Raw genomic sequence first — 22,360 nt, forward strand, 5'->3', positions numbered from 1 at the left:
CGCCACCCGCTACGACAAGACCCCTGAGAGCTACATCGCCGGCCTCCACCTTCGTGGCGCGATGATTTGGATCAAAGACCTCACACGACCCACCCCTTGATCACAACCCAATACACGCCCTAGGCGGCCACAATAGGGCATCGCCTGGGGTTTGAGTCGTGGGTGGAACGTGACCACCTGGTGACGCTCGATTTCGATCCGGCGGTTCGCGTGGAGTGAAGGTCTTCGCAGTAACACGGGCTGAACAGGACGTCCAAGCTCAGGGCGCTGCCCGTCGCGATGAGGACGCATCACTGGCGGATCCAGACGGCCTTCATCCCGCAGACGATCTCCTCGGTGCGGCGGACGCGAAAGGTGGACACCAGGAGCCTTTCCGGCCCAGCGTCATAGGAGGCGAACCCGAGCGCGTGCCGTCTGAGTTCCTCGAAGTCCAGGTCGGACGCTTCGCCCCAGCCGAGCGCGTGCAGCAGCGCAGACAGATCCCCCTCGACGTGGACCTCTTCCGAATCGTTGAACTTTCGTACGGGTTTCATCTCAGGCAACGCGATGATCACCTCTGCGAGGTCGGCAACCATGTCGAGGAACACGCTGCTCGCGATGCGAGCCTCCGGGTGGAGTTGCCGCTGGTTCAAGACCTCGAGCTCGGCGAAGTCCGTGAGCTCGCCAGCCAAGCCCGGATCGTTCACATGGATCACCCCGCCCCAGCAGCCCACCACGACCAGGTCGAGGTCGGCGGGCTCGTACGGCATCAGCGTGCAGTCGCTCAGCGGCCGCGGCTCCAGAACCTCGGCGACCTCCATTACCGCGTCCAGCGTCGTAACGATCCGCAGGGCTTGTTCAGGGTCGTGGGCTGCGGTCCCCGCGATCACCGCCGCGAGATCGGCATCCGGGGCGACGATCGTGAGTTCGGTCCGGCTGTCGCGGACTCCGATCACGCCGTCGGAGTCCGACAACTGGTCGTACTCGTCATGGTCGAGAGCGGAATCGATCATCATTCGACCCTAGCCGAGCAGCGTCAGACATGGCAGCCGCTGTCTGGAAAATAGGTCCCGCCATGATCAATGGCCAGAATGGGTGTCACCTGCCACGTAGCCTGGGAACTCTCTCACAAACGCTCGCAGGGCCTGGGCATCATGACGTTCTTCCTGCTCGCACGGCAGCTCGCGGCGCGGCTGGACGGCCGCGTCGTCGTCGCCGCAGGCGTGATGCTGACCATGGCCGGGATCACGCCGTTCGCCCTCGCCGACGCGCACGGCGGCACGATCCTGCTGCTGACCGGGTAGTTCCTGCAAGGCCTCGGCTTCGGCGCCACGACCTTCCCGCTGATGATCCTCGCCCTGTCCGGCCTGACCCACGACGAGGCCCCGCGCGGCAGCGCCGCCTTCAACGTCGTCCAGCGCATCGGCGTGATCGCGTTCAACCCGGTAAGGGATCTTGATGGGTCCATGGCGGGCACGAAGCCTGCGACCGCCTGCGGCAGAGCGCCGGCGAGGTGATCCGGCCCGCATACCGCTCATCGGCCGCTTTCGGTTCCGAGCCCGCTCGAGGTCGAGGTCGACCTGCATCAGCCGCGCTCGGCGGACCCCGCCGTCCTCATGCCCGGCGTCACCAGGAACGGCCGCACCGTCGTGTTCCACGCCGAGACCATGACCGCCGCCGACGGCATGCTGCAACTCATCGTTGTGCTCACCCAGGCCGGATCGTTAGCACGACGATCACAGCGTCAGCCCCAGCTCGAGCAACTGCGCGGGCCGCAACGGCCGCCATCCGCTGGTGTCGAGCTTGGCCAGCTCCGCCTCCACGTGGTTGATGACGCCGAAGAAGTTGACGTTCTTGCTGTGCGCCGGGGAGAGATGTGGGTCAGCAGCTCATCGGGCACCTCCGGGCCCGTAGCGCGCAGCTTGCCGCACGCAAGCCCGAACACCACGAAGCCCTCGTCTTCGACGTCGCGCACGGAAAGGCCGCGTACGAAGAGGCGATCACCAGCATCTCCAGGGCGTTGGTTGGTGCGGGTGACCCGGTGCCGAACAGGCGAGAGGTGAACGCCTCGGTGGTGCCGCGCAGCTTCGGCAGGGTGATGGCGATCGGCCCGCTGGTGGTCTTGACGGTTGTGGGCAGTGGCCGTTGCGGTGACCGGGCCTTACCACGGCCTCCTCATCGTGGTTGCCGCCGGCAACAGATCTGTGCCAGGGTGGCGCGCATCGCGTCGCCATTGGTGGCGTCGATCTCGCCGTCGAGCCGGACCGGCGTCGTGTCGGGCGTGTCGGAGGTGGGTGACGTGCAGATGCCGTCGTCATAGGGCAGCCGGGCGGCGGGTTCTGGCGCATCGGGAACTGGGAGGGCTGATTCGCCATCGTGCCCCCTGGTCACGATGGCCGGGGCTGAACATGCCCGGCGCTGGAGTCGGGGCAGTCGTCTTCGTAGTACCGGAATGAGTTTTCCGGCATAAAATACCGCTTGTAGGAGAGGGCCTGCAGGGTGTGGATGAGCCTGCTGAACGGCGGCCGGCCTGGACGTTCCTGACCAACCACGCCCGCGTGTTGCTGATCATCGCCCGTGATCACGAGGTGCGGAGCCGGGACATCGCCGCCGTGATCGGCATCACCGAGCGAAGTGCCCAGGGCATCGTGGCCGGCCTGTTGAGGGCCGGCTATGTGGAGCGTGTGCGGGAGGGCCGCCACAACCGCTATGCGATCGTTCCGGGCCACTATCTGCGGCATCCCAGCCAGCGTGCGTCCTTGTGCAGAGGCTTGGCGGCGGGTCGGGAAGCGCCGCCGGCCAGGGCGGAGCGCGGGATTTCGGGCGTCTGCCGGGCCGTCGGATGCCGCCCGGGGTAGGGTGTCCTCCTCGTGTGGACCGCGTTGATCGGCTTGATGAGGTCCGGGCAGGTGTGTCACGTTGCTGAGGACACCGGTGTGCGAGGACGCCGGAGGAAGGTGGCGATCGAGGGGGGTTTCGGTGTCCGCGTTCCACGTGAACATCGCTGAGGCGTCTGAACGTGGCGGCCGGGCTGCCGTGTCCATGGGTATAGCACGTCAGCGGGTGTGGTCGGCCGGCGCCACCACGCGATGGTCAGGAGCACTCCGGCCGTTGCGGTGGCCGGCACCAGCGCGATGCTAGTGTCCCGGGCGGGTCCTGGTCGGGGTCGGCGATTCCGGCGTACAGGCCGGCACCGAGTAGGGGAAGCAGGTGCCGAAGCCGGGGGCGGCGATGATCTGGGCGCTGAACAGCATCACGAACATGGCGGCCAGGTAGCCGCGGCCGATGCTGGCGGCCAGCGCGAGCGGGGTGGTGGGCAGGGTGGTCAGGGTGGCGGCGATGGGCTGACGCGGTGGACGCCGCTCATGAGATATGTCGGCCGTAGGCTGCTGCGTCCTTTGCTGCTCTACCTGTCTGTCGTCCGGCGAAAGTAGATCTGCCGCCAGTGGTTGGCTGAGTGGACGATGTCGTGGTTGACGTGTTCGAGGAACTGGCTCACGTCCTGCAGGCGGGCGCCGCCGGGCGTGGTGGCGCCAAGAGCCTTGGCACCCTGCTCGGCGATGGCGGCCAGTTCGGCGTTCACGCGGGCGCTGGCCAGCAGCGCCTGGTACCAGACGTCTTCGTCGATGACGTAGCGGTCACGCCGTCGTCGAGGGTCGCGTTCGCGCCGGATCAGTTCCTGCTTCTCGAGGTAGCCGACGGCCTTGGAGATCGAGGCTGGACTGACTTGCAACTGCTGGACCAGCTCGGCTGAGGTGAGGCTGCCGGTGTCGGTGGCGTACAGACAGGCCAGCACTCTGCTCATCATCGGCGGGAGCCCGGTCGCGCCCAGCAGGGCGGCGAAGCGCTCGCGGAATTCTTGCATGGCTTCGACGGCTCGTCCGTACGTGGCCGGGGCCGGTGGCGCCGGGGACGGTGTCGACGGGGCCGATGTACGCCGGGCCCGCCGCTTGGTGGCCTGATGGGCCTGGTCTGCCCGGTAGCCGGCGGGCCCACCGTTGCGAATGATCTCGCGAGTGACGGTCGATACCGGGCGTTGCAGTTCCCTGGCGATCATGGAGTAGGTGAGTCCTGCGGCCAAGCCGGCGGCAATGTCCCGGCGGTCCTGGTGGGTCAGCCTGTCTCCCGGCATACCTGTGGCTCCCTTCGCTGCCGCGGGTGTCGCTGCACAGTATGCATTAACCCGAACTCATTGCAAAATTCGCCACTCTTTTGCATTAACCGCTACTTCGTTGCAAAATATAATACGGTTCTACCTGGTATTTACTCCAGAATCACAAGCTATCAGATTGAGTGAATCGCGAATGCAATGTAGCTTTCCCTCATCCTGAAAGGGCGAGACTCACGTGCTCGCATGTACATGGAGTTGAGATGACCATCTTTGGTCCCACGACGTTCCGCTCGCGCACGACCCGAGCGAGCGTCGGCCTGCTCGTTGCCGTCGCGAGTGCGTGCGCTGCCATGGCCGCACCCGCAGCCGCAGCCAGCTCAGGCCACACCCCCGACCGCCCCAGAGTTCAGCAGGCGCTCGAGCGGGCCGTTACCAAAACCGGCCTTCCCGGCATCCTCGCGAAGGTCCGCGATGGCGACGACCAGTGGTTCGGCACGGCGGGGGTGGCAGATACCCGAACCGGCCGCAAGCGCCTGCCGCAGGAGCGGTTCCGCATCGGCAGCATCACCAAAACCTTCACCGCCACCGTCGTGCTGCAGCTGGAGGCCGAAGGCAAGCTCAGCCTGGACGACACGGTGGAGAAGTGGCTGCCCGGCTTGGTGCGTGGCAACGGCCACGACGGCCGCCGCATCACCATCAGACAGCTGCTCAACATGACCAGCGGCGTCTTCAACTATCTCAACGACGAGAAGATGGTTGCCCGCCTCGCCGGCCCGGCCTTCCTTAAACACCGCTATGACAGCTACCGGCCCCAGCAACTGGTGATGAGCGCCATGTCCAACGCGCCCGACTTCAAGCCAGGCCAGGGCTGGACGTACAGCAACACCGGCTTCGTCCTCGCCGCCATGATCGTCGAGAAGGCGACCGGCAAGACTTTCGCCAAGCAGGTCTCACAGCGGATCATCCGCCCACTCCGTCTGACCGGCACATACGTACCCGGAGGCGAGGAGGTGCGGATCCGCGGCCCCCACGCCCGGCACTACTCCACGCTGTTCTCCCAGGACCCGAAGCCCACGATCTACGACGTGACCGAGCTGAACCCCTCCGCCGGCGGGGCGGCCGGCGACATGGTCTCCACCGCCGCAGACCTCGACCGCTTCTTCACGGCGCTACTCAAGGGCCGACTCCTGCCGCAGGCTCAGCAGCGCCAGATGTTCACCACCAACCCGGTCCCCGAGGGGAAGTGGACACCCAACACCACCTACGGCCTCGGCATGTCGTCGGTGAAACTGTCGTGCGGCACGACGGTCTGGGGCATGGGAGGCGCACTCCACGGTTCGTGGTCATACGCGTACGGCACCCGCGACGCCACACGCATGCTTGTCCAGAACGTCAACGGCGACTGGAACAACCCCATCGCCGTCTTCACCGACGTCCTCGAAGCCGAATTCTGCGCCACCGGATCCTCCTGAACAGTTCTGTCGTTGGAAAACGCTGCTTCTCAGACCCGTGTACAGACTGATCCCTGTGCTTTCTGCGTGGGGCCGATATCGGGCGAAACTGTGACGTAGGGCGAATCATCTGCTACACAAAGTGACCTTCCGGTAGTGGCGGTGGTTAGCGAATCTCGTCACCAACCGGAAGGTCTGCCGCCGTTGTACGCCGCCGCTCCCATCGCTGTCTCCTGTATCGAAGGAGCTGGCTACTCATGTGCGGCCTGCCGGTACGGCCGCGGAGCCGATCACCCGATCCGGGCGCCCCGCTACACCACCGACATGAGTGACGAGGAATGGCAGGGGCTGCGTAGACGGGGCAGTGGTGGCAGCTGGGTTCATCAACGAGCGGGCACCGCAGGCGACGTCCCCAATCCACCGCCCCAACCAAGTGGGCCTGGCTGATGCCCTCCGCAAGCCCCCACCACGAAACCGCCTCGGCGGCGACGCCCGGGCCCCGTACGTCAGCGGTGGCGTCAGGACGACGACAGCCCGATACCAGTGCGGACAGCGATGGTGGATGCCTGAACGATTCGATGGATTACGGCCTCGGGGCCGCGAAGACATCGCCCGGGGTCGCCATGATCACGCTCAAGCACACCCCTCGTGATCGGCGAGACACGCCTCGGGCCGGAGGAGACAGAGGGGATGTGGCGCTCCGCCCACGCCGGGCAGCGCGACACTTGGAGCTACGCCAGCCTGGCCGAGCTGCTTCTGGCCCAGGGCCGCCTGTTCACTCCGGCGGTGCGGCCGGCCCGGTTCGCTGCCGGCCCGCCGGGCACGTGCTTCGCCACCGCCAGCCGCATGGCCGACGAGCACGCCGACCTGCTGTACGTCGAAGGCATGGTGGTGGCCGACGGCGTGCCGTTCGCCTTCGACCACGCCTGGTGCGTCAGCGCGGCGAGCGATCGCGTCATCGACTCCATCCTGCCCGACGGGGCCGGCCTGGCCTACCTCGGGATCGCCCTCACCGACGACTACCGGCGCGAACAGCAGGCGCTGCGCGGAGTGGACGCCGTCATCACCGACGGCGGCATCAATCTCGCCGACAACGCCGATTCGCTACGCGGCGGGCTGCCCGGCCACGCCTGACCCGGCACCCGCACCGTTCGCCCAGGTCACTGATAGCGCGTTCTCGTTGCGGGCGCTCTCGCGTACATTTCCGGTCCATCACGGCGGCACGTCCACACGCTGAAGGAACGCCGCTTGTCGCCACCGCCGCCCGCACTGGCTCAGAACCGGTAGCGGAGAATGCGTGCCCCTTGCCGGGACAAGGCCGTGCTGCGGGCGGTGAGACGGGTCAGCGCGCGCAGGGGTTGCGGGAACAGGGCTGTTTCCGGAGCGCGGGTGAGGATCTGCTCCTCGATCAGTTCGAGGCCGGCGTCCCAGGACTCAGGTTCGTGTGGGTCGTCGAAGCCCTGGGCGGCTTTGATGCCGAGTGCCTTGATGGTCGGGTGGTACTTCATGGCCCAGGCGGCGAAGCGGGTGTAGCCGTTGAGCGCGAGTTCGCCCGAAGGGAAATGGCCGGTCAGCGCGCGGGTCATCGTCTGGAAGGAGTCGCCGGGCATGAAGGGGAGCAGCCCTTCGGCGACGATCATCGCCGGCCGGTCACCGGGGATGGCGGAGAGCCAGTCGGAGCCCGTGAGGTCGGCTCCGACCAGGTGGGAGCGGCCGGGCAGGCATTCGGATCGCAGGTCCACCACTTCCGGGAAGTCGATGTCGTACCAGTCGACGCCGGGCGGGGGATCACAGCGGAACATCCTGGTGTCCAGGCCGCAGCCCAGGTCGACCACGCATCCGGGATGAGCGGCGACGTAGGCGCGGACGACGCCGTCGAGCTTCTTGGCGCGCAGTGCCGTGGTGAGGACGAGGTTGGGCTTGACCTTCAGCTTGCCGAAGTCGTAATCGATTCTGCGGGCCAGTTCGGCGGAGAGCGTGTCGCCGAGGATGGGGCTGGGCCTGCGAGTGCCGAAAATTACGTCCAATAGTCTGACCTGCAAGTCTTCGATTTACAGAGATCGCATTTTGAGCAGGTGCTCAAACGATGTTGAGCAGACGCTCAATTCACTTGAGCGCTTGCTCAAGCTTGTCCGATTACTACCTGTCATCATGCAACGGAACCGCAGGTCAGGAAGGGTGGACGAGTTTGAAACCCCACAGGTCGTCACCGTGAGGTAGGCCAAGCGCAATAACATGATCGACCATCATGCCGTCCGGGGTGGGCGACGGGAGCGCAAGACAACGCATTACCGGCTCTTCACGGTTGAGGGTGTAGTCGTGGTCTGAACCCGCCTGTCTCGAGCAGGCTTCTGGCGATGTAGTTGGTGAGGTTGCGGAACCCGAGTGCTGAGCCGCGGAGGTGTTCGAGGCGTCCGTTGATCGCCTCCGTGGGCCCGTTGCCGGTGCCGGGCCGGTCGAAGTAGGCGAGCACGTCGTCGGCACGCTTCTTCAGTGTCCGACCTAAAGTGACGACCTCGACAAGAGCGGCCGGGACACCCTTGCTGACCGAGTCGATCAGTGCGGTCATCAGGTCCCGGCCACGGCGGCGGTCTTCGTGGCGGTAGGCGGCGATCATCCGCTGGTAGATGCCCCAGGTCGCCTCGACCTCGACATGCTCCTCGACGGCGAACAGCGCCCGCAGCCGGTGGATCTGCTTGTCGGTGAGCAGCCCGGCCCCGGTATGCAGCGTCCGGCGCGCGGAGTAGAGCGGGTCGCCCTTGTGGCCGCGGTGTTCGTGGATGGCCTGCTGGACCCGGCGCCGGCACCGATCGAGCGCGTCGCCGGCCAGCCGGACCACGTGGAAGGGATCCATGACCGCGACCGCGTCGGGGAGCTCCTCGGTGGTGGCGGTCTTGAAGCCGCTGAACCCGTCCATCGCGACGACCTCCACGCCGTCGCGCCAGGCGTCTGTGCGGGCGGCGAGCCAGGTCTTGAACACCTGCTTGGAGCGGCCCTCGACCATGTCGAGCAGCCGTGCCGGGCCGGTGCCGTCGCGGATCGTCGTGAGGTCGATGATGACCGTGACGTACTTGTCGCCGTGACGGGTGTGCCTCCAGACGTGCTCATCTACACCGATGACCAACACGTTGTCGAACCGTGCCGGGTCGTCGATCAGGACCCGCTTGCCCTCGGCGAGGACGGCGTCGTTGGCGGTGTTCCACGCGACCCCGAGCCCTTCGGCGACCCGGGCGACGGTGAGGTGTCCGACCACGATCCCTTCTAGCGCCCACCGCAGCCCGCGGCGCGACAACCTGGCCCGCGGCTCAGCCGCCAGTGAGGTGTCCTGGCGCCACACGTGGCCGCAGCCGCCGCATCGGTACCGGCGGATCGTGACCAGCAGCGTCGTGGGCCGCCAGCCGAGCGGCTCGTGGGCCAGGCGCCGGGTCACGGTGTCCCGCGGGGTCCCTTCACAGCCGCAGCGGTGACACCAACGGTCGGGTTCTACGACCCGGCACGCGAGGACTGCGCGCTCGGGCTCGAGGCGCTGGCCGGTGACGACGAGCCCAAGCTCGTCGAGGCGGCAGAAGGTTGTCAGATCGAGGTGGGCGAACGCATCTATGCGCTCACCGACGGTGGCGTCGGGCACGTGGCGGTTCTTTCAGGATGAGCGTGTAGGAGCCTTTCCCTCTGGAAACCTCGACATCCATCTGGGACCGCCGCGCCAGCTACACCCTCATCTGGCGAAGAGCCGCTCTAGCCGCGACTACACCCCAGTCCCTGGGAGTAGGTCATCTGTCGAGGGATCCGGGATCACGGCCGATGGCGGAAGCTGATGCGCATCAGCCGACTGTCAGCCCAGTCTTCGAGCCGAGTCGGCCGGATGGTGCCGGGGTCGTGGGGCTGATTGAGATCCGCCACGATCTCCGCCAGCACGGCCTGACGTTCAGCTGGGTCGGTGACAGGCGTGGCCCGTGCAGGCAGATCTGCGCGGATCCCGTTCTTGAGGTGGAAGGTGAAGTTGGGATTGGCGAGAAGGTTCGCATGCCAGTCGGTCGCGGCACCGCCGGCGCCGCTACACAGGTAGGTGGTGCCCGCAGCTCGGTAGAAGAAGATCTCGATGCGGCGTGCTCGGCCGGTGCGGCGCCCCAGCGTCGTGATGTCGATGATCCGTTCTCTGGTGCCCGCGGCGGGGGTGATCTCGATGGCTCGTCGGATGTGGTTGGGCAGGTCTGATAAAGACGCGTCCCCTGCGGATTCGTTCGACCCGGTCGTGTCTGGAGTGCTCATGCGGTCTCGGCCTGAAGGGCGGGGCCGAGGAGGAGTCCACCGTCGATGACGTACTCCGACCCCGTGATGAACGACGCGTCCGCTGACGTGAGGAACAGGAGAAGACGGCTGACGTCGGTCGGCTCCCCGAGCCGGGGGATGGCGAACGGCTCGGGTGAGTAGAAGTCGGCGATTGCCGCGACTGCGCCAGCTGCTGGTTCGTGGATGAAGGAGGTCGCGATCACGCCGGGGTGGATGGTGTTCACCCGGATGTGGTCGCGGCCGAGCTCGAGTGCTGCCGTTTGGGTGAGGCCTCGCACGGCCCACTTGCTGGCGACGTACGGCGCGTAGTGAGCCGTGCCGCCCAGGCCCATGGTCGAGGCGATGTTGACGATGGCTCCCCCTGCTGCGCGGCGCAGAGCGGGGGCTGCGACCTTGATGCCGAGGAAGGTCCCTGTGAGGTTGATGTCGAGGATGCGCGACCACGTGGCCTGGTCCGTGTTTTCGATTGTTGCAGGCGGGTTCTGCACGCCCGCGTTGTTGACGAGCACGTTCAGGGCGCCGAAGGCGCTTTCGGCGGCTAGCACAGCGGCGGACCACGAGCTCTCGTCGGTAACGTCAAGGCGGGCGAAGCGAGCGCGGGTCCCGAGCTCGTCGGCGAGAGCGGCGCCGCGTTCCGCGTCGATGTCGCCGATCACCACGTTCGCTCCCTCCGCGTGAAAGGCGCGCACGTGGCTCGAGCCCTGGCCGCCGGTCCCACCGGTCACGAGCACGGTGTGGTTGTCGAAGCGGGGCATCAAATGTTCCTTCGGTACGTGAGTGAATGACCGGGATCACCAGTGATGAACGGCGGCCAGTGGTGAGCCGGGCGACTCACCATCCCCTCGACACTAGGTCGGCGGCAGTGGCGAGTCAAGCCACTCACCTCGTATACTCGGCCCATGAGCAGGGTCGTGACGACGTATCACCAGCGCGTCGCCCAGGAGAAGCGCGCGCTGATCGTGACGGCCGCGACCGCACTGTTTCTCGAGTTGGGCTACGACCGGACGTCGCTGGCGCGCATCGCAGAGTGCTCGGGCGTTTCGCGGGCCACCTTGTTCAAGCAGTTTCCGAGCAAAGCTGCCCTGTTCGACGCCATCGTGACCGAGTCCTGGTCGACCGCTGACGAGGAGGATCCTCCGCCAGCAGGCAACGTCGTTGACGGGCTCAGCATCATCGGTCGCCGTTACGCCGAGCTGCTAGGCCGTGCCCAGATGACCGACCTGTTCAGGATCGTCATCGCCGAGCTGCCGCGGTTCCCTGAGCTGGCCCATGCGCAGTTCTCGCACGGGAAGATGCCCTACTTCGAGTCCGTACGCAGCTACCTCCTGGCTGAGCACGAGGCGGGAACGGTGCGGGTCGAGGACGTGGACCTCGCAGCCACCCAGTTCCTGGGCATGATCTCCAACTACGTCTTCTGGCCGACACTCCTAGTGCCGGGCTGGGAGGTGAGCGCCGAACGCGTCGCTCAGGTAGTCGACGAGGCCGTCCGCACCATCGCCGCCCGGTACGCCGCGACTGGACCAGGGGCCTCCACCAACGACTGAGTCCCGCCGACCGCGACAGAGTCCCGCCGCCACCAAAGGAGCTGATGCCTACGCAATCGAGGCCGTCGGCACCAAGGGCGTTCGCGGGGCATCCCAGGACATCCGGGGCGGACACCGAAGGAGGGAGTCTCGATGTGTTGACCCACCTCGATCAGCCTGGCATCAGCACGGCCCAACAAGAGGTCTCAGCAGCGGGCCCAAATGTGCAAGGCTGCGCTCTCGGGGTGGAAACTCCCAACGACAGCAAGAGGGGTGGCCCAAGACCCGCAAGCCCAGGCCCGCAGCTACACCCTCATCTGTGAAGAGCCTTATTACCTTCATGACCTGCACGGCTGAATATTCGGCACCCGCAGGGTTGCCTGGCACGATGCAAAACGGCACTCTGAACTGAAGATCGCCACGATAGACGCAGTCCAGGGAGTCGCCCATGGAAGTCCTGCTGGTCATAGCGATTGTCATTGCGTTCATCTACCTGCTCGGCTCGGACAGGGGCAGCGAGGAGCATCCCGGGTGGCGAGGGATTCCCAAGCCGAGCAACGACGGCTGGAAGGACCGGCCGCCGACGATCGACAGGAAGTCCTGGAAGCAGATGCAGCGAAGGCACGAGCAGATCCAGCGGGAGGTCCGGAAACAGCCCCCGGACTTCGGGGGCGGTGCCGGCGGGGATTTCGGCCGCGGCGGGGGCGGCTTCGGCGGCGACTGAGCCGCACAGCTAACGGTCCGGTGGCGCGCCGCACTGAACCATAAAGGCGAAAGCGGCCACGTTCGGTGGTAGTTCCCTACGTTCGCATGGCAGCACGCGCGCGTACGAGAGACCATCGGGGGGATATCCCCGCACCTCCACCTTCGGTGAAGGAGACTCCGCATGGTCAAAGTGGTCAATTGGATCGTTGACCGCTACCAAGGCCTTCAGGAGTGGGTGCGAAAGCGGTTCGCGGATTTTACGCGAGGCGGCGATCGCCAAGTACTCGGTCCTCGCCGTCTGTGTCGCGGCCGTGGCCCTTCTCGTGATCTCGTTTCTGTGGCTGGCCGTCACGGTGCTAAACGTCCTGGTTCAGGGTGTGGCCACTGGCCTGATTGTCGGCGGGACTTGGACGTTGGAAGGGGTGGCCGACTGGCACCTGGCCGAGGTCGTCACCACGCCAGTTCATGACTACGTCACCGCCTACGCCGCCAGCCCTGCCGAGGGGGGGCGGAGGCGATCTGGTCGGCCTGGGTGCTGACCGGGCCGATCCTGTGGCTGCTCTGCTGGTTGACGGGTTCCTCCTGGAGTGCCCGCCTGGCCTGGGTCTTGTACGGCGCCGGCACCGTCGCGATGGTCTACAGCGCCAGTCCGGCCAATGGGCGCATGCTCGCCGCGGGCACTACTGTCCTGTACTGGGGCGTGCTGTCAGTGTTCGCCTTGCGGGGCATCCGCCGCCGACCCACGGTGCACCTCCACCCGGCTCCGGGTAACAGTTGAACCAGCGACGACTTCGATCTGACCGGGCAGCTAGCGCTGCGGAGATCATTGGGCTGTGCATGGGTTGGAGCACGTGCCGAGCACTGCGACCGTCATCTATAGATGGTGCCGGCGTGGCTGGGGCGCGAGATCCATTCCGGGGAGCCGCGATGTAATGATCGAATAGGGCCGCGGCCGTGCTCGGTGCGTGCTCGTACGCCCCGCCACACGCCGTCAGAACCCGCTTCTAATCCGACGGTCGCAGGTTCGAATCCTGCAGGGCGCGCTTCTCCACCAGCGGAAACCCCAGCCGGGGTCCGCGGTCGGCAGTGGCATGGGGCAAATGTGAGGCAAAGCTGAGTCAGTCGCCCAGTGGCCGCCCCAGCGCGGACGCGGCGTTCAGCACCAGCCGGGCCGTCTCCCGGGCAGCGTGGTGGGCCACCTCCGGCAGCACCGAGACGTAGGTGTCGGCGGTCAGCACGATGCTGGCGTGCCCCAGCATGGCCTGGACGACCTTCAGGTCGGTGTGCGCGGCCAGCGCCAGCGTGGCGGCGCCATGCCGCAGGTCGTGCAGCCGGACCGGCGGCTGTCCGGAGGCGGCCACCAGCCGGCGAAACCGGCCGGTGAGGTAGTCCGGCCGCAGCGGCGCCCCCGTCGCGGTGGTGAACACGTACCCCGAGTTCCGCCAGCGGCTGCCCGCTGCCGCGCTCAGTTCCTGTTGCCGCTCGCGGTGCCGGGTCAGCACCCGTACGGTCTGCGTGTCTAGGGCCACCACCCGGCAACTGGCGGCGCTCTTCGGCGGGCCGACCACGACCTGACCGTCGGCGTGCACCCGCTGCTGCGCCACGGTCAGCTCCGCGGCCTGCAGGTCGACGTCCGTCCAGCGTAGCCCGGCCAGCTCACCGCGGCGCAACCCGCGCAGCGCAGCCAGCCACCACGCGGCATACAGGCGGTCCTGCGCGATGCCGACCAGGAAGGCCGCGAGCTGTTGTTCCGTCCAGACCGCCACCGCCGGACGTTCTCCCGCTTGCCGCCACCGGGCCGTCCGCCCGGCGGTCCAGACGACCGGATGCGGTCGGCGGGGATGGGGGAGTTCGGCTCCGTTGGCCGGGTTGAGGGGGATCAGCCGGCCGCGGACCGCCGCGTTCAGCGCGGTCCGTAAGGTGGCGTGGATCCGCACCACGGTCGCCGGTGACAACCGGCGACCGGTCGGCGAGGGACGGGACGCCAGCGTCGCGAGCAGCCCGTTGACGTCGCGGGAGGTGAGCTGGTGGAGCAGGATCCGTCCCAGCTGTGGGATGAGATAGAGGCGGATGTGTGTGGCGTAGCCCTGCCGGGTCGACGGACGAAGGGCGTCCTTGGTGGCCAGCCAGCGTGCCAGCCACTGCCCGAGCGTGCATCCGGCCCCCGCGCCGTCGTGGTCGGCAGCGGCCAAGGCACGGCCGACGGCTTGCGCTTCCTCGGGGTCGGCGTAACCACCCTGGCGGACGCGCTGCCGCTGCCCGTCCAGGCCACGTACCTGTACCGAGAAATACCAGCTGCCGTGATCGTCATCCACCGGCAGACGCGGACACGTCCCCCCTCGCTGACGTCCTGTTACCGGATCCACGCAGCCGCACCGCCTGCTGATCTGCACACGAGTCTTTGCCATCTGTCCCACCTCCACCCTTCACGGTGTGCGACGACGGACACGTCAGCCAGGGCTCGCACTCGATCAGGGGTGACCCCAGGTCAAGTGTCCGGAGAGTGGGGCAAGTTCACGCGCTGGCCGGCCCGCCCGGATGGGCAAGGCCAACACCTTGCGACGGTTGCAGACGCAGTCCTGATCGCGCAGGGAAGCCTCAGCTCACGGTGCGAAACCGGGTTTCGAGCGGGACACCATTCGATAGGACGTAACCAACCGGTCTTCGCTCGTAACGGGGATCCCTTGTCATCCGCCGCTGGACTTCACCGGGGCTGCTCAATCATGAGGGAGGCTGCTTGTCAAACGAGGGACAGCGCACGCTGGGCGGTGTGCTGGTAGCGCTCGTCGGCCCAGACGGCGTGTTCTGTCACCCGGGCATGGCCGTGTGCGATGGCTTCCAGCGCCGGTGCGGCTGCGGAGGCCACTTGGCCCATCATGCCCAGTGCCTGCACGGCGAGCAGTTCTGAGGCGGGCCGCCGCCATCCCCAATCGAACAGTGGCCTGGCCGTGATGGCGTCGAGCAGCGGTGTGACGAGTCCTTCGCCGTCGCCCGTGATCGCCCACAGCGCCCGCGCGATCGCCACCCGGTCGTACAGATGGCCGTGCTCAGGGTCATGGAGGTACTGGCGCAGGACTGGGACGGCGGCTGCGGCGGCGGGGCCGAGTTGTTCGAGCATCGGCGCGGTGTCGCGGGCGGCATGGCCGCCGTGGCGGGCGAGGTGCTCGGTGAGCAGCGCCGCGGCCTGCCCCGGCTCGCCGGTGATCCGCCACAGCGCCCAGGCGGCCTCGGGCCGGTCACCCTCATCGTCGAGCAGGGCCCGTACCTGCGGTTCGACGTCGATGGCGGCCGGGCCGATCGCTCCGAACAGTGGCAGCGCGACGGACAGGTACGCCTGGGACACGTGCGCAGCGACCGCAGGTGCCAGAGGTGCCGCCGACGGTCCCCATGAGGCCAGGGCGCTCAGGCAGTCGGGACCGGCGAATGGAGAGGAGCAGAGGTAGGTCCGCAGGGCGGGTATCAGCGTGTCCGAGTACGCCGCCATGGCCGGCAGTATGTCGCGGAGGGGGAGATGCTTCGCGTGGCCGTACTCGTCGAGGAAGGCGGCCACGAGCCAGGGAACGCAGCGGTCGTCACCGAGCCGGGCCAGCCCTTCCACGGCGGGACCGGCCACGTCCGGCCACGGTTCGGCGGGGTCTCCGGTCAGCAACCCGGCCAGTAGGTCGGCGTGGCCGGCGGCTGCCTGCCCGGAGTGGGCGATCAGTTCGACCGCGTTCACTAGCGGATCCTGCTGGCCGAGCTTGCGCCTGCGCCGTACTGACAAGGGAGCCGAGACCAGCTCGCGCACGCGGCCGGCGATCATCGGCAGCAACTCGGCCGGCGCGGCACGCCAATGTTCGATCGCCTCGCGTGCGCTGTGGAGAGCCTGGTCAATTCTCTGCAGCCCCGGACGGGCCAGCAGATCGCGGGCCACCGCCTGCTGCCAGTGCTCGGCGCGCCGCAGAGCCGAACCGACGGGCATGATGCCGTCGCCGTGCCGGTGGACGCGCTCGAAGGTCGATGCCGGGTCGGCTTGCGCGTCGGCCAGCAGCGCGACCGCGGCGTCACTGTCCGGTGCCGCCGCGGGGGAGGCCAGCGCGAGCCCCACCACGGCCATGGCGCGCAGATCACGGTGCGCGTCGGCGGCATCGCGCAGGCCGGCGAACCACTCCGCGTGATCGGTCGCCGCGAGCCACGCCACGGTCAGCACGCAGGCCACCGCTCCGGCATCGGCCGCCGGCCGCACCCCCTTCTCGGCCCGCGCGCGCAGCGCGGGCAAGCTCCTCGGCGCGGCCTCGGGTAAGAGAGCGAGCAAGTGGGCCACCCCTGCCACGACCTTCGGGGAGGCGTCGTTCAGCCACCGTGTGATCGCGTCGACGTCGGTGGTCATGGCCGCCCGTGCGAGCGCGGCGTGGTCGGGTTCGGGTCCGGCGGCGGGATCCCAGGAGATGTCTCGGTGCGGATGAGCCAGCGCGATGTCGGTCAGCAGGTCCACGACCAGTCCTCGGTGGGGCTGCCGCGCGATCCTCACGATCTCCAGCAGGTACGGCACCAGGTACGGGGCCGCGTTGTACACCTTGCCGGGCGTGCCGATCCCTTGGAGCAGCCCGTGCCGCAGCCGCCACACCGGCGACCTTTCCGACGAACCCGACGGCGCCGCCGCGATCTCCCTCAGCAGGCCGGGCACCGCGACCGAACCTCCAGGCCAGTACCCGAGCCGCCCCCACGGCACCTCGTCCACACCCGCTAACACCACATCACCCCTTCAGACCATGCGAACCGCGACAACTCTTCCGCCGGGCGATGCGCTGGTGCTTCGTGGCGAACGGGCGCAGCCGCGACTTCCAGGAGTTCAGCGAGGCGTCGGGGTCGTCCGGGTGCTTTCGCAACGCTCGGTCGAGCTCGGCATCACCGAAAAGGCCGGAGGTGGCTCCCATTCCCGGGAAGAGATTCAGGCACCACGCCGCATCGCTTACGAGAACGACGTTACGTTACTGGCTCTGCATGCCGAGTCGTCGGCAGCACTGCTTGTACTTCCGTCCCGAGCGGCACCAGCATGGGGCGTTCCGCTCTGTTCGCCATGGCAGGTCTGTGGCATCCAATGCCGGGTCTTCGAAGTACTCGTCGATCGGGTCGGCAAGGTCGGGGCGCTGGATCATGAGCTGGGCGAATGCGGTGAAGTCGGCATACAGGAGATGCAGCATCGAGCCCTCGCCGGCGAGTTCGAGACCGGCCAGTTCGACGCGGGAGCGGTGGTTGTCCCAGTCGGTCCCGTACTTTTCGGCGATTCGCGGCCACCGCTGGGCGAGGCGGCCGAAGTCTTCACGGGGCCAGAACAGCGTGCGCGGATCGCCCTCTTCTTCGTGCCAGTGGGCGTCCGGATCCGGAGTTGCGGCCGCGTCGGGGAAACCCATCTCGCGGCGGAACCGGTTGATCGAGCGTTGCAGCTGAGCGGCGAACAGAGCCTTGCCTTGCCTGGTCAGCCGTTCCTGGCCGCCGACCAGGATCTGCAAGGCGCCGGCCTGATCGCCGCTCTGGTCGAGCGCGTCAGCGTAAAGGTCGTAGTCGGTCCAGTCTGCCAGCCCCTCCTTGACCACGCGGCGGAAGGTCGCGGAGGCTTCCTCGGTCCGGCCCTGTTCGTGCAGGAGCGCGGCCAGCCGGGCCAACGGCTCCATACCTTCGCGCCGGATACCTTCGGTGTCCGCTCGGCGTAGCAGCTCTGTCGCCCGGTCGACCTCGCCGTCCATCGCCAGGAAGTCGCAGGCCACCATCAGCGCGTACGGCCGGTCGAAGTTCTCACCGCGGAGAGCGGGATCGTCGACGGCTGCCAGCACTCGGGCCACTGCCGCGTCCCGCTCGGCCCCGGAGAAGCGGCCCATGCCCAGACTGTCGATGTCGGCCTGGCTCACCAGGTTGTCGCTCGTCACCCGTACGAGCGTAGAGGCACCGCTATGGCCATCCGCCCCAACTCCACGATTGGCACTGTCTTGGCGGGGTCAAAAGAGATACGGGTGGTCCCTGTTGGGTCTGATTGCCGTGGAGGAACACAAGATGGGCCAAGGGATCGCCGTCTGGGCCGCTATCGTTCAGTCGCTCTCTGACATCAACGCGGGGTCGTAGCCGTTTACCAGGCCGACCGGCTCGTCGACAGTGATCGTGAAGTTCCAGCCCTCATTCTGGATCGCCTGGCCGAGTTCGTTCCAGGTCATCTGCCGGCCGTCGACGACCACGCCCATCTCATCCGGGCTGCGCCAGATGATCCTGCCGCGTACTTCGCGGTCGGCGATGGTCATCTCGCTGGTGAACGGGCTGCGCCTCAGGTATTGCCTGCCGATCTCGCGGCGGGCGCTCTCCCGCACGTGGTCAAGGGCGCGCTGCGGATCGGCGTGCGGGTCGGCGAGTGCCCTGAAGGTATACCCGTCCTCGACGTCGACTTCCGTGAGCTCGGCGTCGATGCCGGTGGCGCCGTGAGTGAGGCGGTAGGCCAGGACATGCGGTCGTCCATCGGGATCGACGAACCTCTCCGGTGGTGGAGGCGGCGGTAGCGGATCACGCCCCGTACGGTCACACATCCAGGAGTTCCAGCAGGCGTCGCAGAGCATGCCCACGGTGTTCAGGGAAATCCGGGCCGGACGTCCACACCAACTGCATTCTGCGCTTTCGGCAGCCACTCGTTGACCTTACGCCTGCGGGGTGTCCCGGGCTCGCATCTTGAGATCGGCGAGGCGATACGCTCGCGGCCATGCCCTCTGTCGCCGAGAGTCCGGTGTTCACAGCCGCTCACGCCCTGGCCTCCTGGGTAGGGGGCGGTCGGGCGGTCACGCCATCGATCGCGATCAAACCGGCGCTGGTGCCCGATGCCGCGCAGGCGCTCGGTGTGGCGTGTCCGGCCAAGGTCCGACGCCTCAGCGATGTGCCGGAGCTGCAGCGGGCTTGGCTGACCACGGTGGCGGCAGGGTTGGTCACGATCGAGAGCTCGCGTGCCGTTCGGGCCGAACCTGCGCCGGCGCTTGACGCCGAGGTTTGGTACGCGGCCTTGGAGCAGGTGATCGCGGCGCAGTTCACTGACCCCTGCGAGGTGGACCCGCGGATCTGCTGCCTGGTCACGCTGGACCTGCTGGCGGAGGAGGCGCCGCCGCTGGGCGGGGCGCTGCGCGAGGCGGTGGAGCAGGGGATGCGGCAGCGTGGTGATTGGGACTGGCGCTTCGTCAGGCTGGCCGATCGGCATCCCGTCGACCACCTGCTGACAATCCTGGTCGCATTCGGCGTGGTCGACGACCGGTTGATGGTTACGGAGCTGGGCGAACACGCTCATAAGGAGTTGGCGGAACGGTTGCCGCCGCCGATCACCGCGGACCTGAGCGCGGCTGAGGTACTGCGCAGGATCGCTAAAGCCCCGCCGGAGGAGGTGCCGGGGCTGCTGTGGCGGTGGCGGATCGCGGATGTCGTACCGGGCTCTCGCAAACTGGTTGACCGGCTCCCCGAACTGTTGCGGGCGGCGGCTGAGGCGTCCCCTGCCGGACGGCTCAGTGTTGTCGAGGTCGTGGCCGAGCTTGGTGATGCCAAGGGGTTGTGGCAGGCGGTGCGTGACCTGCCTCTGCTGGGGCCGCATGCCCGCTGGTGGTTGGATGCGGAGATGGAAGGGGATCGGGAGTGGCGGGCGGTTGATTATGCGCTTGCGGCGCTTGATCGCTATGGGGTGACTGACGCTCGGTACGTCCTGCTGGACATGATGGGCGGCGATCTCCATGAAGGTGTCGGGGGCAGTGGGCACCCGGAAGCGGATCGGCTCCTGGCCGTCCTGCCACGGACGGCGCCGGCGATTCCTGGCTACCAGCTCAAGATCTCCGTCTCCGGGGCGTGGCGACGGGTCCTGGTCCCGGAGAACTATTCGCTGGGTGATCTGCACCAGATCATTGGGAGATTGTTCGGCTGGTCTGATGACCACCTTCATGTGTTCAGAGTCGGCAAGCGTCGCTTCAGCGACCCCTTCCGGCCGCTGGAGGAGTGCGGGAACGAAGACCTGTGCCGGTTGAACCGGGTGCTGCCCGAACCGCGATCGGTGCTGCGGTACACCTACGATCTCGGCGATTGCTGGGAGCACGAGATTCTCCTGGAGATGGTGGTCACCGGGGAGTTCGCCGCCCCGGTCTGTGTGGGTGGCCGTGGCGACAACCCGATCGAGGACTACAACCCGGAGTACCCCGACGAGTCGGTGCCCTTCGACCGGGATGCCATCAACCGGGCGCTGGCAAGACGGACTCTGGCGGGTGAGGGCGATGACGAGTGACCAGGCACGGACCTCTATGCCCGGCTCAGGCTTCCGGTAGACCCCGCGACGCCTCGTGCGCCCGGGTCCGCACGTATTCGTCGTCCGCCTGCTCGATCATCGGATCAAGGCCCTCATCGTCGTCGGCGATCTGGATGCCGCTATCGAGATTGTCCAGCGCCTTATCGCTGAGTACAGCGAGATTGCCGACGACAACCTGCGGGGGTCATCGTCCGTTGCATCCGCAGCATGACGGCTGGCCGATGTGACCAGGTTCCGACTCGCCTTCTACGTACGGCCTATCCTGGCCGGCCCATGTGTATGGTGCGGTGGACGCTGCTATGAGGCCCGATGATCGGATGGGGAACTCATACGGGTGAAGGCGTCTGGTGTGACGATCGGGATTCCATAGGCGCGCGCCTTGCGTGCCTTGCCCGACATCGAGTCGGGGTCGGCGGCGATCAGCAACCGGACGCGTTTGGTGATATTGGCGTGAGGGATGTAGCCGGCCTGGCGCGCCCGCTCCTCCCAGGTCTCCCGCTCGCCCTCCATCGCTCCGGTGAACACCACGAGATCGCCGGGCCGGAGCCGGAAGCCGCCGGAGGCGGAGGGGTGCTGGGAGGCATGACCCGAGGCCAGCGCGGAATCGACCGATACGGGCGGGAGATCGAGCAGGGCGGCGACGAGGTCGAGTTCGTGGCGTTCGGCGGGCGTGACGATGCCGTCCGCCTTGGCGGCCTGGGCCAGCGCGTTCAGGTATTCGTGGTGCAGGCGGATCGCGTCCGCGCGGCTGAGGTCCAGGTGAGCGGCCAGGGCGATCAGTGCGTCGGCTTCGGTGGCGGAGATGTGGTGGTCGAGAAGGACCTGGTCGAGCAGGGCGAAGTAGGGGTCGGCGCGGACGGTGTCGGAGGCGCGTGGCAGCCGGTCCAGGATCCGGGCGAGGAAGTGGGTGTCGCGCTCGACGGACACGCCTCGCCGGACGGGGGCGGTGCCGGTGCGTCGGACGGCCGGCCAGGAGAGTGCGGTGGCGTTGTGGAGGAGATGGCTCCAGGGCGAGTTCGGGTGGGCGAGCTCGAGGTAATGGCGTAACAACGAGGCGGTGGCCCGAGCGTCGATGAGGGCGTCGTGGTGGCCGTCGAGTGAGATGTCCGCGACGGCGCAACAGCCGGCGAGGGTGCGGGGAGCGGCGGGGAGAAAACGAACGGCCTCGGTCATCGTGCAGATGCCGATGGCGCCCAGATCAGGGATCGGACTGCCGGCCCGGTCGAACTCGCTCCGCAGGAAGCCGAGGTCGAAACGCAGGTTGTGAGCCACGAGGGCTCGGCCCCACAGCAGGTCGGCGAGGGTGCCGACGATGTCCTTGAACGCGGGCGCGTGGCGAACGTCGGCGGCGGTGATGCCGTGGATGTGTTGTGGTCCCAGGTCGCGTTCTGGGTTGACCAGGGTGCTCCATTCGCGGATGACGCGTCCGAGCGGATCGAGCAGGACGACGGCGACCTCGACGATCCGGTCGTGCCACGACGGACGCAGGCCCGTGGTCTCCAGGTCGATGACGGCGTATCCGAGTTGGGTGCTCTTCATCTGCTTCCCCCTCCTGTCTCAAGGACATCGGGGACCTATGGTCGGAGGGTTTCCGCGTGCGCACGGATCGTGATGGTCTCGTGACGCAACCGGGCGCGGTGGCATGGTGGACCATCTGAAACGGTGGGAAAGAGGTAAGGTCGTTGTCTTGTATCAGCGCCCCTATGCCCGAGCGATCCGTCGGGCCCCTGCCTGAACAACCGACGTGAAATGATCACTAACGGTGCCGACCGTGCTCCATGCGTGCTCGTACGCCCGGTCACGCGTCGTCACGACCCGACACTGCCGAACACGCAAGGTGTGTGGGCGCGGCACAAACCACCATCAGACGGCACTGCGCGACACTAAAAGATCTTGCTTCTAATCCGACGGTCGCAGGTTCGAATCCTGCAGGGCGCGCTTTGATCATGTTCTGACCTGCGGCTTCGCGGGATCGGACTCGTTCTAGAATTTTCGTCTAGCGGTTGCGTGC

The 22,360-nt window shown here is 67.3% G+C and carries 22 protein-coding genes; 10 read left to right on the forward strand and 12 right to left on the reverse strand.

The window, feature by feature from the left end; all coding sequences use genetic code 11:
* Positions 1-290 precede the first annotated feature (290 nt).
* Complete coding sequence (locus tag ACBJ32_RS58310) at positions 291-992, reverse strand: DUF6333 family protein (RefSeq protein WP_375134218.1); 702 nt, start codon at positions 990-992, stop codon at positions 291-293.
* Positions 993-1,133: 141 nt separating this feature from the next.
* Here ACBJ32_RS58310 and ACBJ32_RS58315 point away from each other — a divergent pair, with 141 nt between their 5' ends.
* The 4 genes from ACBJ32_RS58315 (at position 1,134) to ACBJ32_RS58330 (ending at position 2,837) form a co-directional block, all read left to right on the forward strand.
* The gene (locus tag ACBJ32_RS58315; RefSeq protein WP_375134219.1) at positions 1,134-1,283 is read left to right on the forward strand and encodes a hypothetical protein; all 150 of its coding nucleotides are present in this window, start codon (positions 1,134-1,136) and stop codon (positions 1,281-1,283) included.
* A 42-nt stretch (positions 1,284-1,325) separates the two neighbouring features.
* A complete protein-coding gene (locus tag ACBJ32_RS58320; protein WP_375134220.1) occupies positions 1,326-1,496 on the forward strand; it encodes a hypothetical protein in 171 nt (56 codons plus the stop codon).
* Positions 1,497-1,855: 359 nt separating this feature from the next.
* The gene (locus ACBJ32_RS58325; protein WP_375134221.1) at positions 1,856-2,299 is read left to right on the forward strand and encodes a hypothetical protein; all 444 of its coding nucleotides are present in this window, start codon (positions 1,856-1,858) and stop codon (positions 2,297-2,299) included.
* A gap of 181 nt (positions 2,300-2,480) precedes the next feature.
* Complete coding sequence (locus ACBJ32_RS58330; RefSeq protein ID WP_375134222.1) at positions 2,481-2,837, forward strand: helix-turn-helix transcriptional regulator; 357 nt, start codon at positions 2,481-2,483, stop codon at positions 2,835-2,837.
* A gap of 279 nt (positions 2,838-3,116) precedes the next feature.
* On the opposite strand, the gene ACBJ32_RS58335 is transcribed toward ACBJ32_RS58330, so the two are convergent.
* Positions 3,117-3,242 carry a hypothetical protein gene (locus ACBJ32_RS58335; RefSeq protein WP_375134223.1) on the reverse strand — a complete coding sequence of 42 codons (126 nt, stop codon included), beginning with the start codon at positions 3,240-3,242 and terminating at the stop codon, positions 3,117-3,119.
* Between the two features lie 143 nt (positions 3,243-3,385).
* A complete protein-coding gene (locus ACBJ32_RS58340) occupies positions 3,386-4,111 on the reverse strand; it encodes a MarR family transcriptional regulator (RefSeq protein WP_375134224.1) in 726 nt (241 codons plus the stop codon).
* Between the two features lie 239 nt (positions 4,112-4,350).
* Here ACBJ32_RS58340 and ACBJ32_RS58345 point away from each other — a divergent pair, with 239 nt between their 5' ends.
* Positions 4,351-5,562, forward strand: a complete 1,212-nt coding sequence (locus ACBJ32_RS58345; RefSeq protein WP_375134225.1) for a serine hydrolase domain-containing protein — start codon at positions 4,351-4,353, stop codon at positions 5,560-5,562.
* Between the two features lie 669 nt (positions 5,563-6,231).
* On the forward strand, positions 6,232-6,675 hold the full coding sequence (locus ACBJ32_RS58350; protein WP_375134226.1) for a hypothetical protein: 444 nt from the start codon (positions 6,232-6,234) through the stop codon (positions 6,673-6,675).
* Positions 6,676-6,815: 140 nt separating this feature from the next.
* On the opposite strand, the gene ACBJ32_RS58355 is transcribed toward ACBJ32_RS58350, so the two are convergent.
* The 4 genes from ACBJ32_RS58355 to ACBJ32_RS58370 all read right to left on the reverse strand — a co-directional run bounded on the left by ACBJ32_RS58355 (position 6,816) and on the right by ACBJ32_RS58370 (position 10,586).
* Positions 6,816-7,568 (reverse strand): class I SAM-dependent methyltransferase, encoded by a 753-nt coding sequence (locus tag ACBJ32_RS58355; protein WP_375134227.1) that lies wholly within the window; start codon positions 7,566-7,568, stop codon positions 6,816-6,818.
* A gap of 272 nt (positions 7,569-7,840) precedes the next feature.
* Entirely contained in the window at positions 7,841-9,169 is a 1,329-nt protein-coding gene (locus ACBJ32_RS58360; RefSeq protein WP_375134228.1) for an ISL3 family transposase, read from the reverse strand.
* A gap of 164 nt (positions 9,170-9,333) precedes the next feature.
* Positions 9,334-9,810 carry a nitroreductase/quinone reductase family protein gene (locus ACBJ32_RS58365; RefSeq protein WP_375134229.1) on the reverse strand — a complete coding sequence of 159 codons (477 nt, stop codon included), beginning with the start codon at positions 9,808-9,810 and terminating at the stop codon, positions 9,334-9,336.
* Entirely contained in the window at positions 9,807-10,586 is a 780-nt protein-coding gene (locus ACBJ32_RS58370) for a glucose 1-dehydrogenase (protein ID WP_375134230.1), read from the reverse strand. Before ACBJ32_RS58370 ends, ACBJ32_RS58365 begins: the two co-directional genes overlap by 4 nt.
* A 144-nt stretch (positions 10,587-10,730) precedes the next feature.
* On the opposite strand from ACBJ32_RS58370, the gene ACBJ32_RS58375 reads away from it, so the two are divergent.
* The 3 genes from ACBJ32_RS58375 (at position 10,731) to ACBJ32_RS58385 (ending at position 12,598) form a co-directional block, all read left to right on the forward strand.
* Positions 10,731-11,375, forward strand: a complete 645-nt coding sequence (locus ACBJ32_RS58375) for a TetR/AcrR family transcriptional regulator (RefSeq protein ID WP_375134231.1) — start codon at positions 10,731-10,733, stop codon at positions 11,373-11,375.
* Positions 11,376-11,802: 427 nt separating this feature from the next.
* Complete coding sequence (locus ACBJ32_RS58380; protein WP_375134232.1) at positions 11,803-12,078, forward strand: hypothetical protein; 276 nt, start codon at positions 11,803-11,805, stop codon at positions 12,076-12,078.
* A 187-nt stretch (positions 12,079-12,265) separates the two neighbouring features.
* Complete coding sequence (locus ACBJ32_RS58385; RefSeq protein WP_375134233.1) at positions 12,266-12,598, forward strand: hypothetical protein; 333 nt, start codon at positions 12,266-12,268, stop codon at positions 12,596-12,598.
* A gap of 579 nt (positions 12,599-13,177) precedes the next feature.
* Here ACBJ32_RS58385 and ACBJ32_RS58390 read toward each other — a convergent pair.
* From ACBJ32_RS58390 to ACBJ32_RS58405, 4 genes are all read right to left on the reverse strand, one after another.
* The gene (locus ACBJ32_RS58390) at positions 13,178-14,374 is read right to left on the reverse strand and encodes a tyrosine-type recombinase/integrase (protein ID WP_375134234.1); all 1,197 of its coding nucleotides are present in this window, start codon (positions 14,372-14,374) and stop codon (positions 13,178-13,180) included.
* Between the two features lie 425 nt (positions 14,375-14,799).
* On the reverse strand, positions 14,800-16,791 hold the full coding sequence (locus tag ACBJ32_RS58395; RefSeq protein ID WP_375134235.1) for a hypothetical protein: 1,992 nt from the start codon (positions 16,789-16,791) through the stop codon (positions 14,800-14,802).
* A 238-nt stretch (positions 16,792-17,029) separates the two neighbouring features.
* Positions 17,030-17,965: an SEC-C metal-binding domain-containing protein gene (locus ACBJ32_RS58400; protein WP_375134236.1), complete on the reverse strand. Its 936-nt coding sequence runs from the start codon at positions 17,963-17,965 to the stop codon at positions 17,030-17,032.
* Between the two features lie 159 nt (positions 17,966-18,124).
* The gene (locus tag ACBJ32_RS58405; protein ID WP_375134237.1) at positions 18,125-18,709 is read right to left on the reverse strand and encodes a hypothetical protein; all 585 of its coding nucleotides are present in this window, start codon (positions 18,707-18,709) and stop codon (positions 18,125-18,127) included.
* Between the two features lie 71 nt (positions 18,710-18,780).
* On the opposite strand from ACBJ32_RS58405, the gene ACBJ32_RS58410 reads away from it, so the two are divergent.
* Positions 18,781-20,328: a plasmid pRiA4b ORF-3 family protein gene (locus ACBJ32_RS58410; protein ID WP_375134238.1), complete on the forward strand. Its 1,548-nt coding sequence runs from the start codon at positions 18,781-18,783 to the stop codon at positions 20,326-20,328.
* Between the two features lie 318 nt (positions 20,329-20,646).
* Here the strand turns inward: ACBJ32_RS58410 and ACBJ32_RS58415 are convergent, their stop codons facing one another.
* On the reverse strand, positions 20,647-21,888 hold the full coding sequence (locus ACBJ32_RS58415) for an exonuclease domain-containing protein (RefSeq protein ID WP_375134239.1): 1,242 nt from the start codon (positions 21,886-21,888) through the stop codon (positions 20,647-20,649).
* Positions 21,889-22,360: the final 472 nt, after the last annotated feature.

Origin of the sequence: Nonomuraea sp. GTA35 (genome assembly GCF_041950525.1) — a bacterium.
GTDB lineage: Bacteria > Actinomycetota > Actinomycetes > Streptosporangiales > Streptosporangiaceae > Nonomuraea.

What these genes read in the sequence shown, in the direction of transcription:
- ACBJ32_RS58375 (WP_375134231.1), top strand. Translation starts at nt 10,731, where the DNA reads ATGAGCAGGGTCGTGACGACGTATCACCAGCGCGTCGCCCAGGAGAAG.
- ACBJ32_RS58320 (WP_375134220.1), top strand. Translation starts at nt 1,326, where the DNA reads ATGATCCTCGCCCTGTCCGGCCTGACCCACGACGAGGCCCCGCGCGGC.
- ACBJ32_RS58415 (WP_375134239.1), bottom strand. Translation starts at nt 21,888, where the DNA reads ATGAAGAGCACCCAACTCGGATACGCCGTCATCGACCTGGAGACCACG.
- ACBJ32_RS58340 (WP_375134224.1), bottom strand. Translation starts at nt 4,111, where the DNA reads ATGCCGGGAGACAGGCTGACCCACCAGGACCGCCGGGACATTGCCGCC.
- ACBJ32_RS58380 (WP_375134232.1), top strand. Translation starts at nt 11,803, where the DNA reads ATGGAAGTCCTGCTGGTCATAGCGATTGTCATTGCGTTCATCTACCTG.
- ACBJ32_RS58350 (WP_375134226.1), top strand. Translation starts at nt 6,232, where the DNA reads ATGTGGCGCTCCGCCCACGCCGGGCAGCGCGACACTTGGAGCTACGCC.
- ACBJ32_RS58315 (WP_375134219.1), top strand. Translation starts at nt 1,134, where the DNA reads ATGACGTTCTTCCTGCTCGCACGGCAGCTCGCGGCGCGGCTGGACGGC.
- ACBJ32_RS58370 (WP_375134230.1), bottom strand. Translation starts at nt 10,586, where the DNA reads ATGCCCCGCTTCGACAACCACACCGTGCTCGTGACCGGTGGGACCGGC.
- ACBJ32_RS58365 (WP_375134229.1), bottom strand. Translation starts at nt 9,810, where the DNA reads ATGAGCACTCCAGACACGACCGGGTCGAACGAATCCGCAGGGGACGCG.
- ACBJ32_RS58335 (WP_375134223.1), bottom strand. Translation starts at nt 3,242, where the DNA reads ATGTTCGTGATGCTGTTCAGCGCCCAGATCATCGCCGCCCCCGGCTTC.
- ACBJ32_RS58410 (WP_375134238.1), top strand. Translation starts at nt 18,781, where the DNA reads ATGCCCTCTGTCGCCGAGAGTCCGGTGTTCACAGCCGCTCACGCCCTG.
- ACBJ32_RS58345 (WP_375134225.1), top strand. Translation starts at nt 4,351, where the DNA reads ATGACCATCTTTGGTCCCACGACGTTCCGCTCGCGCACGACCCGAGCG.
- ACBJ32_RS58310 (WP_375134218.1), bottom strand. Translation starts at nt 992, where the DNA reads ATGATCGATTCCGCTCTCGACCATGACGAGTACGACCAGTTGTCGGAC.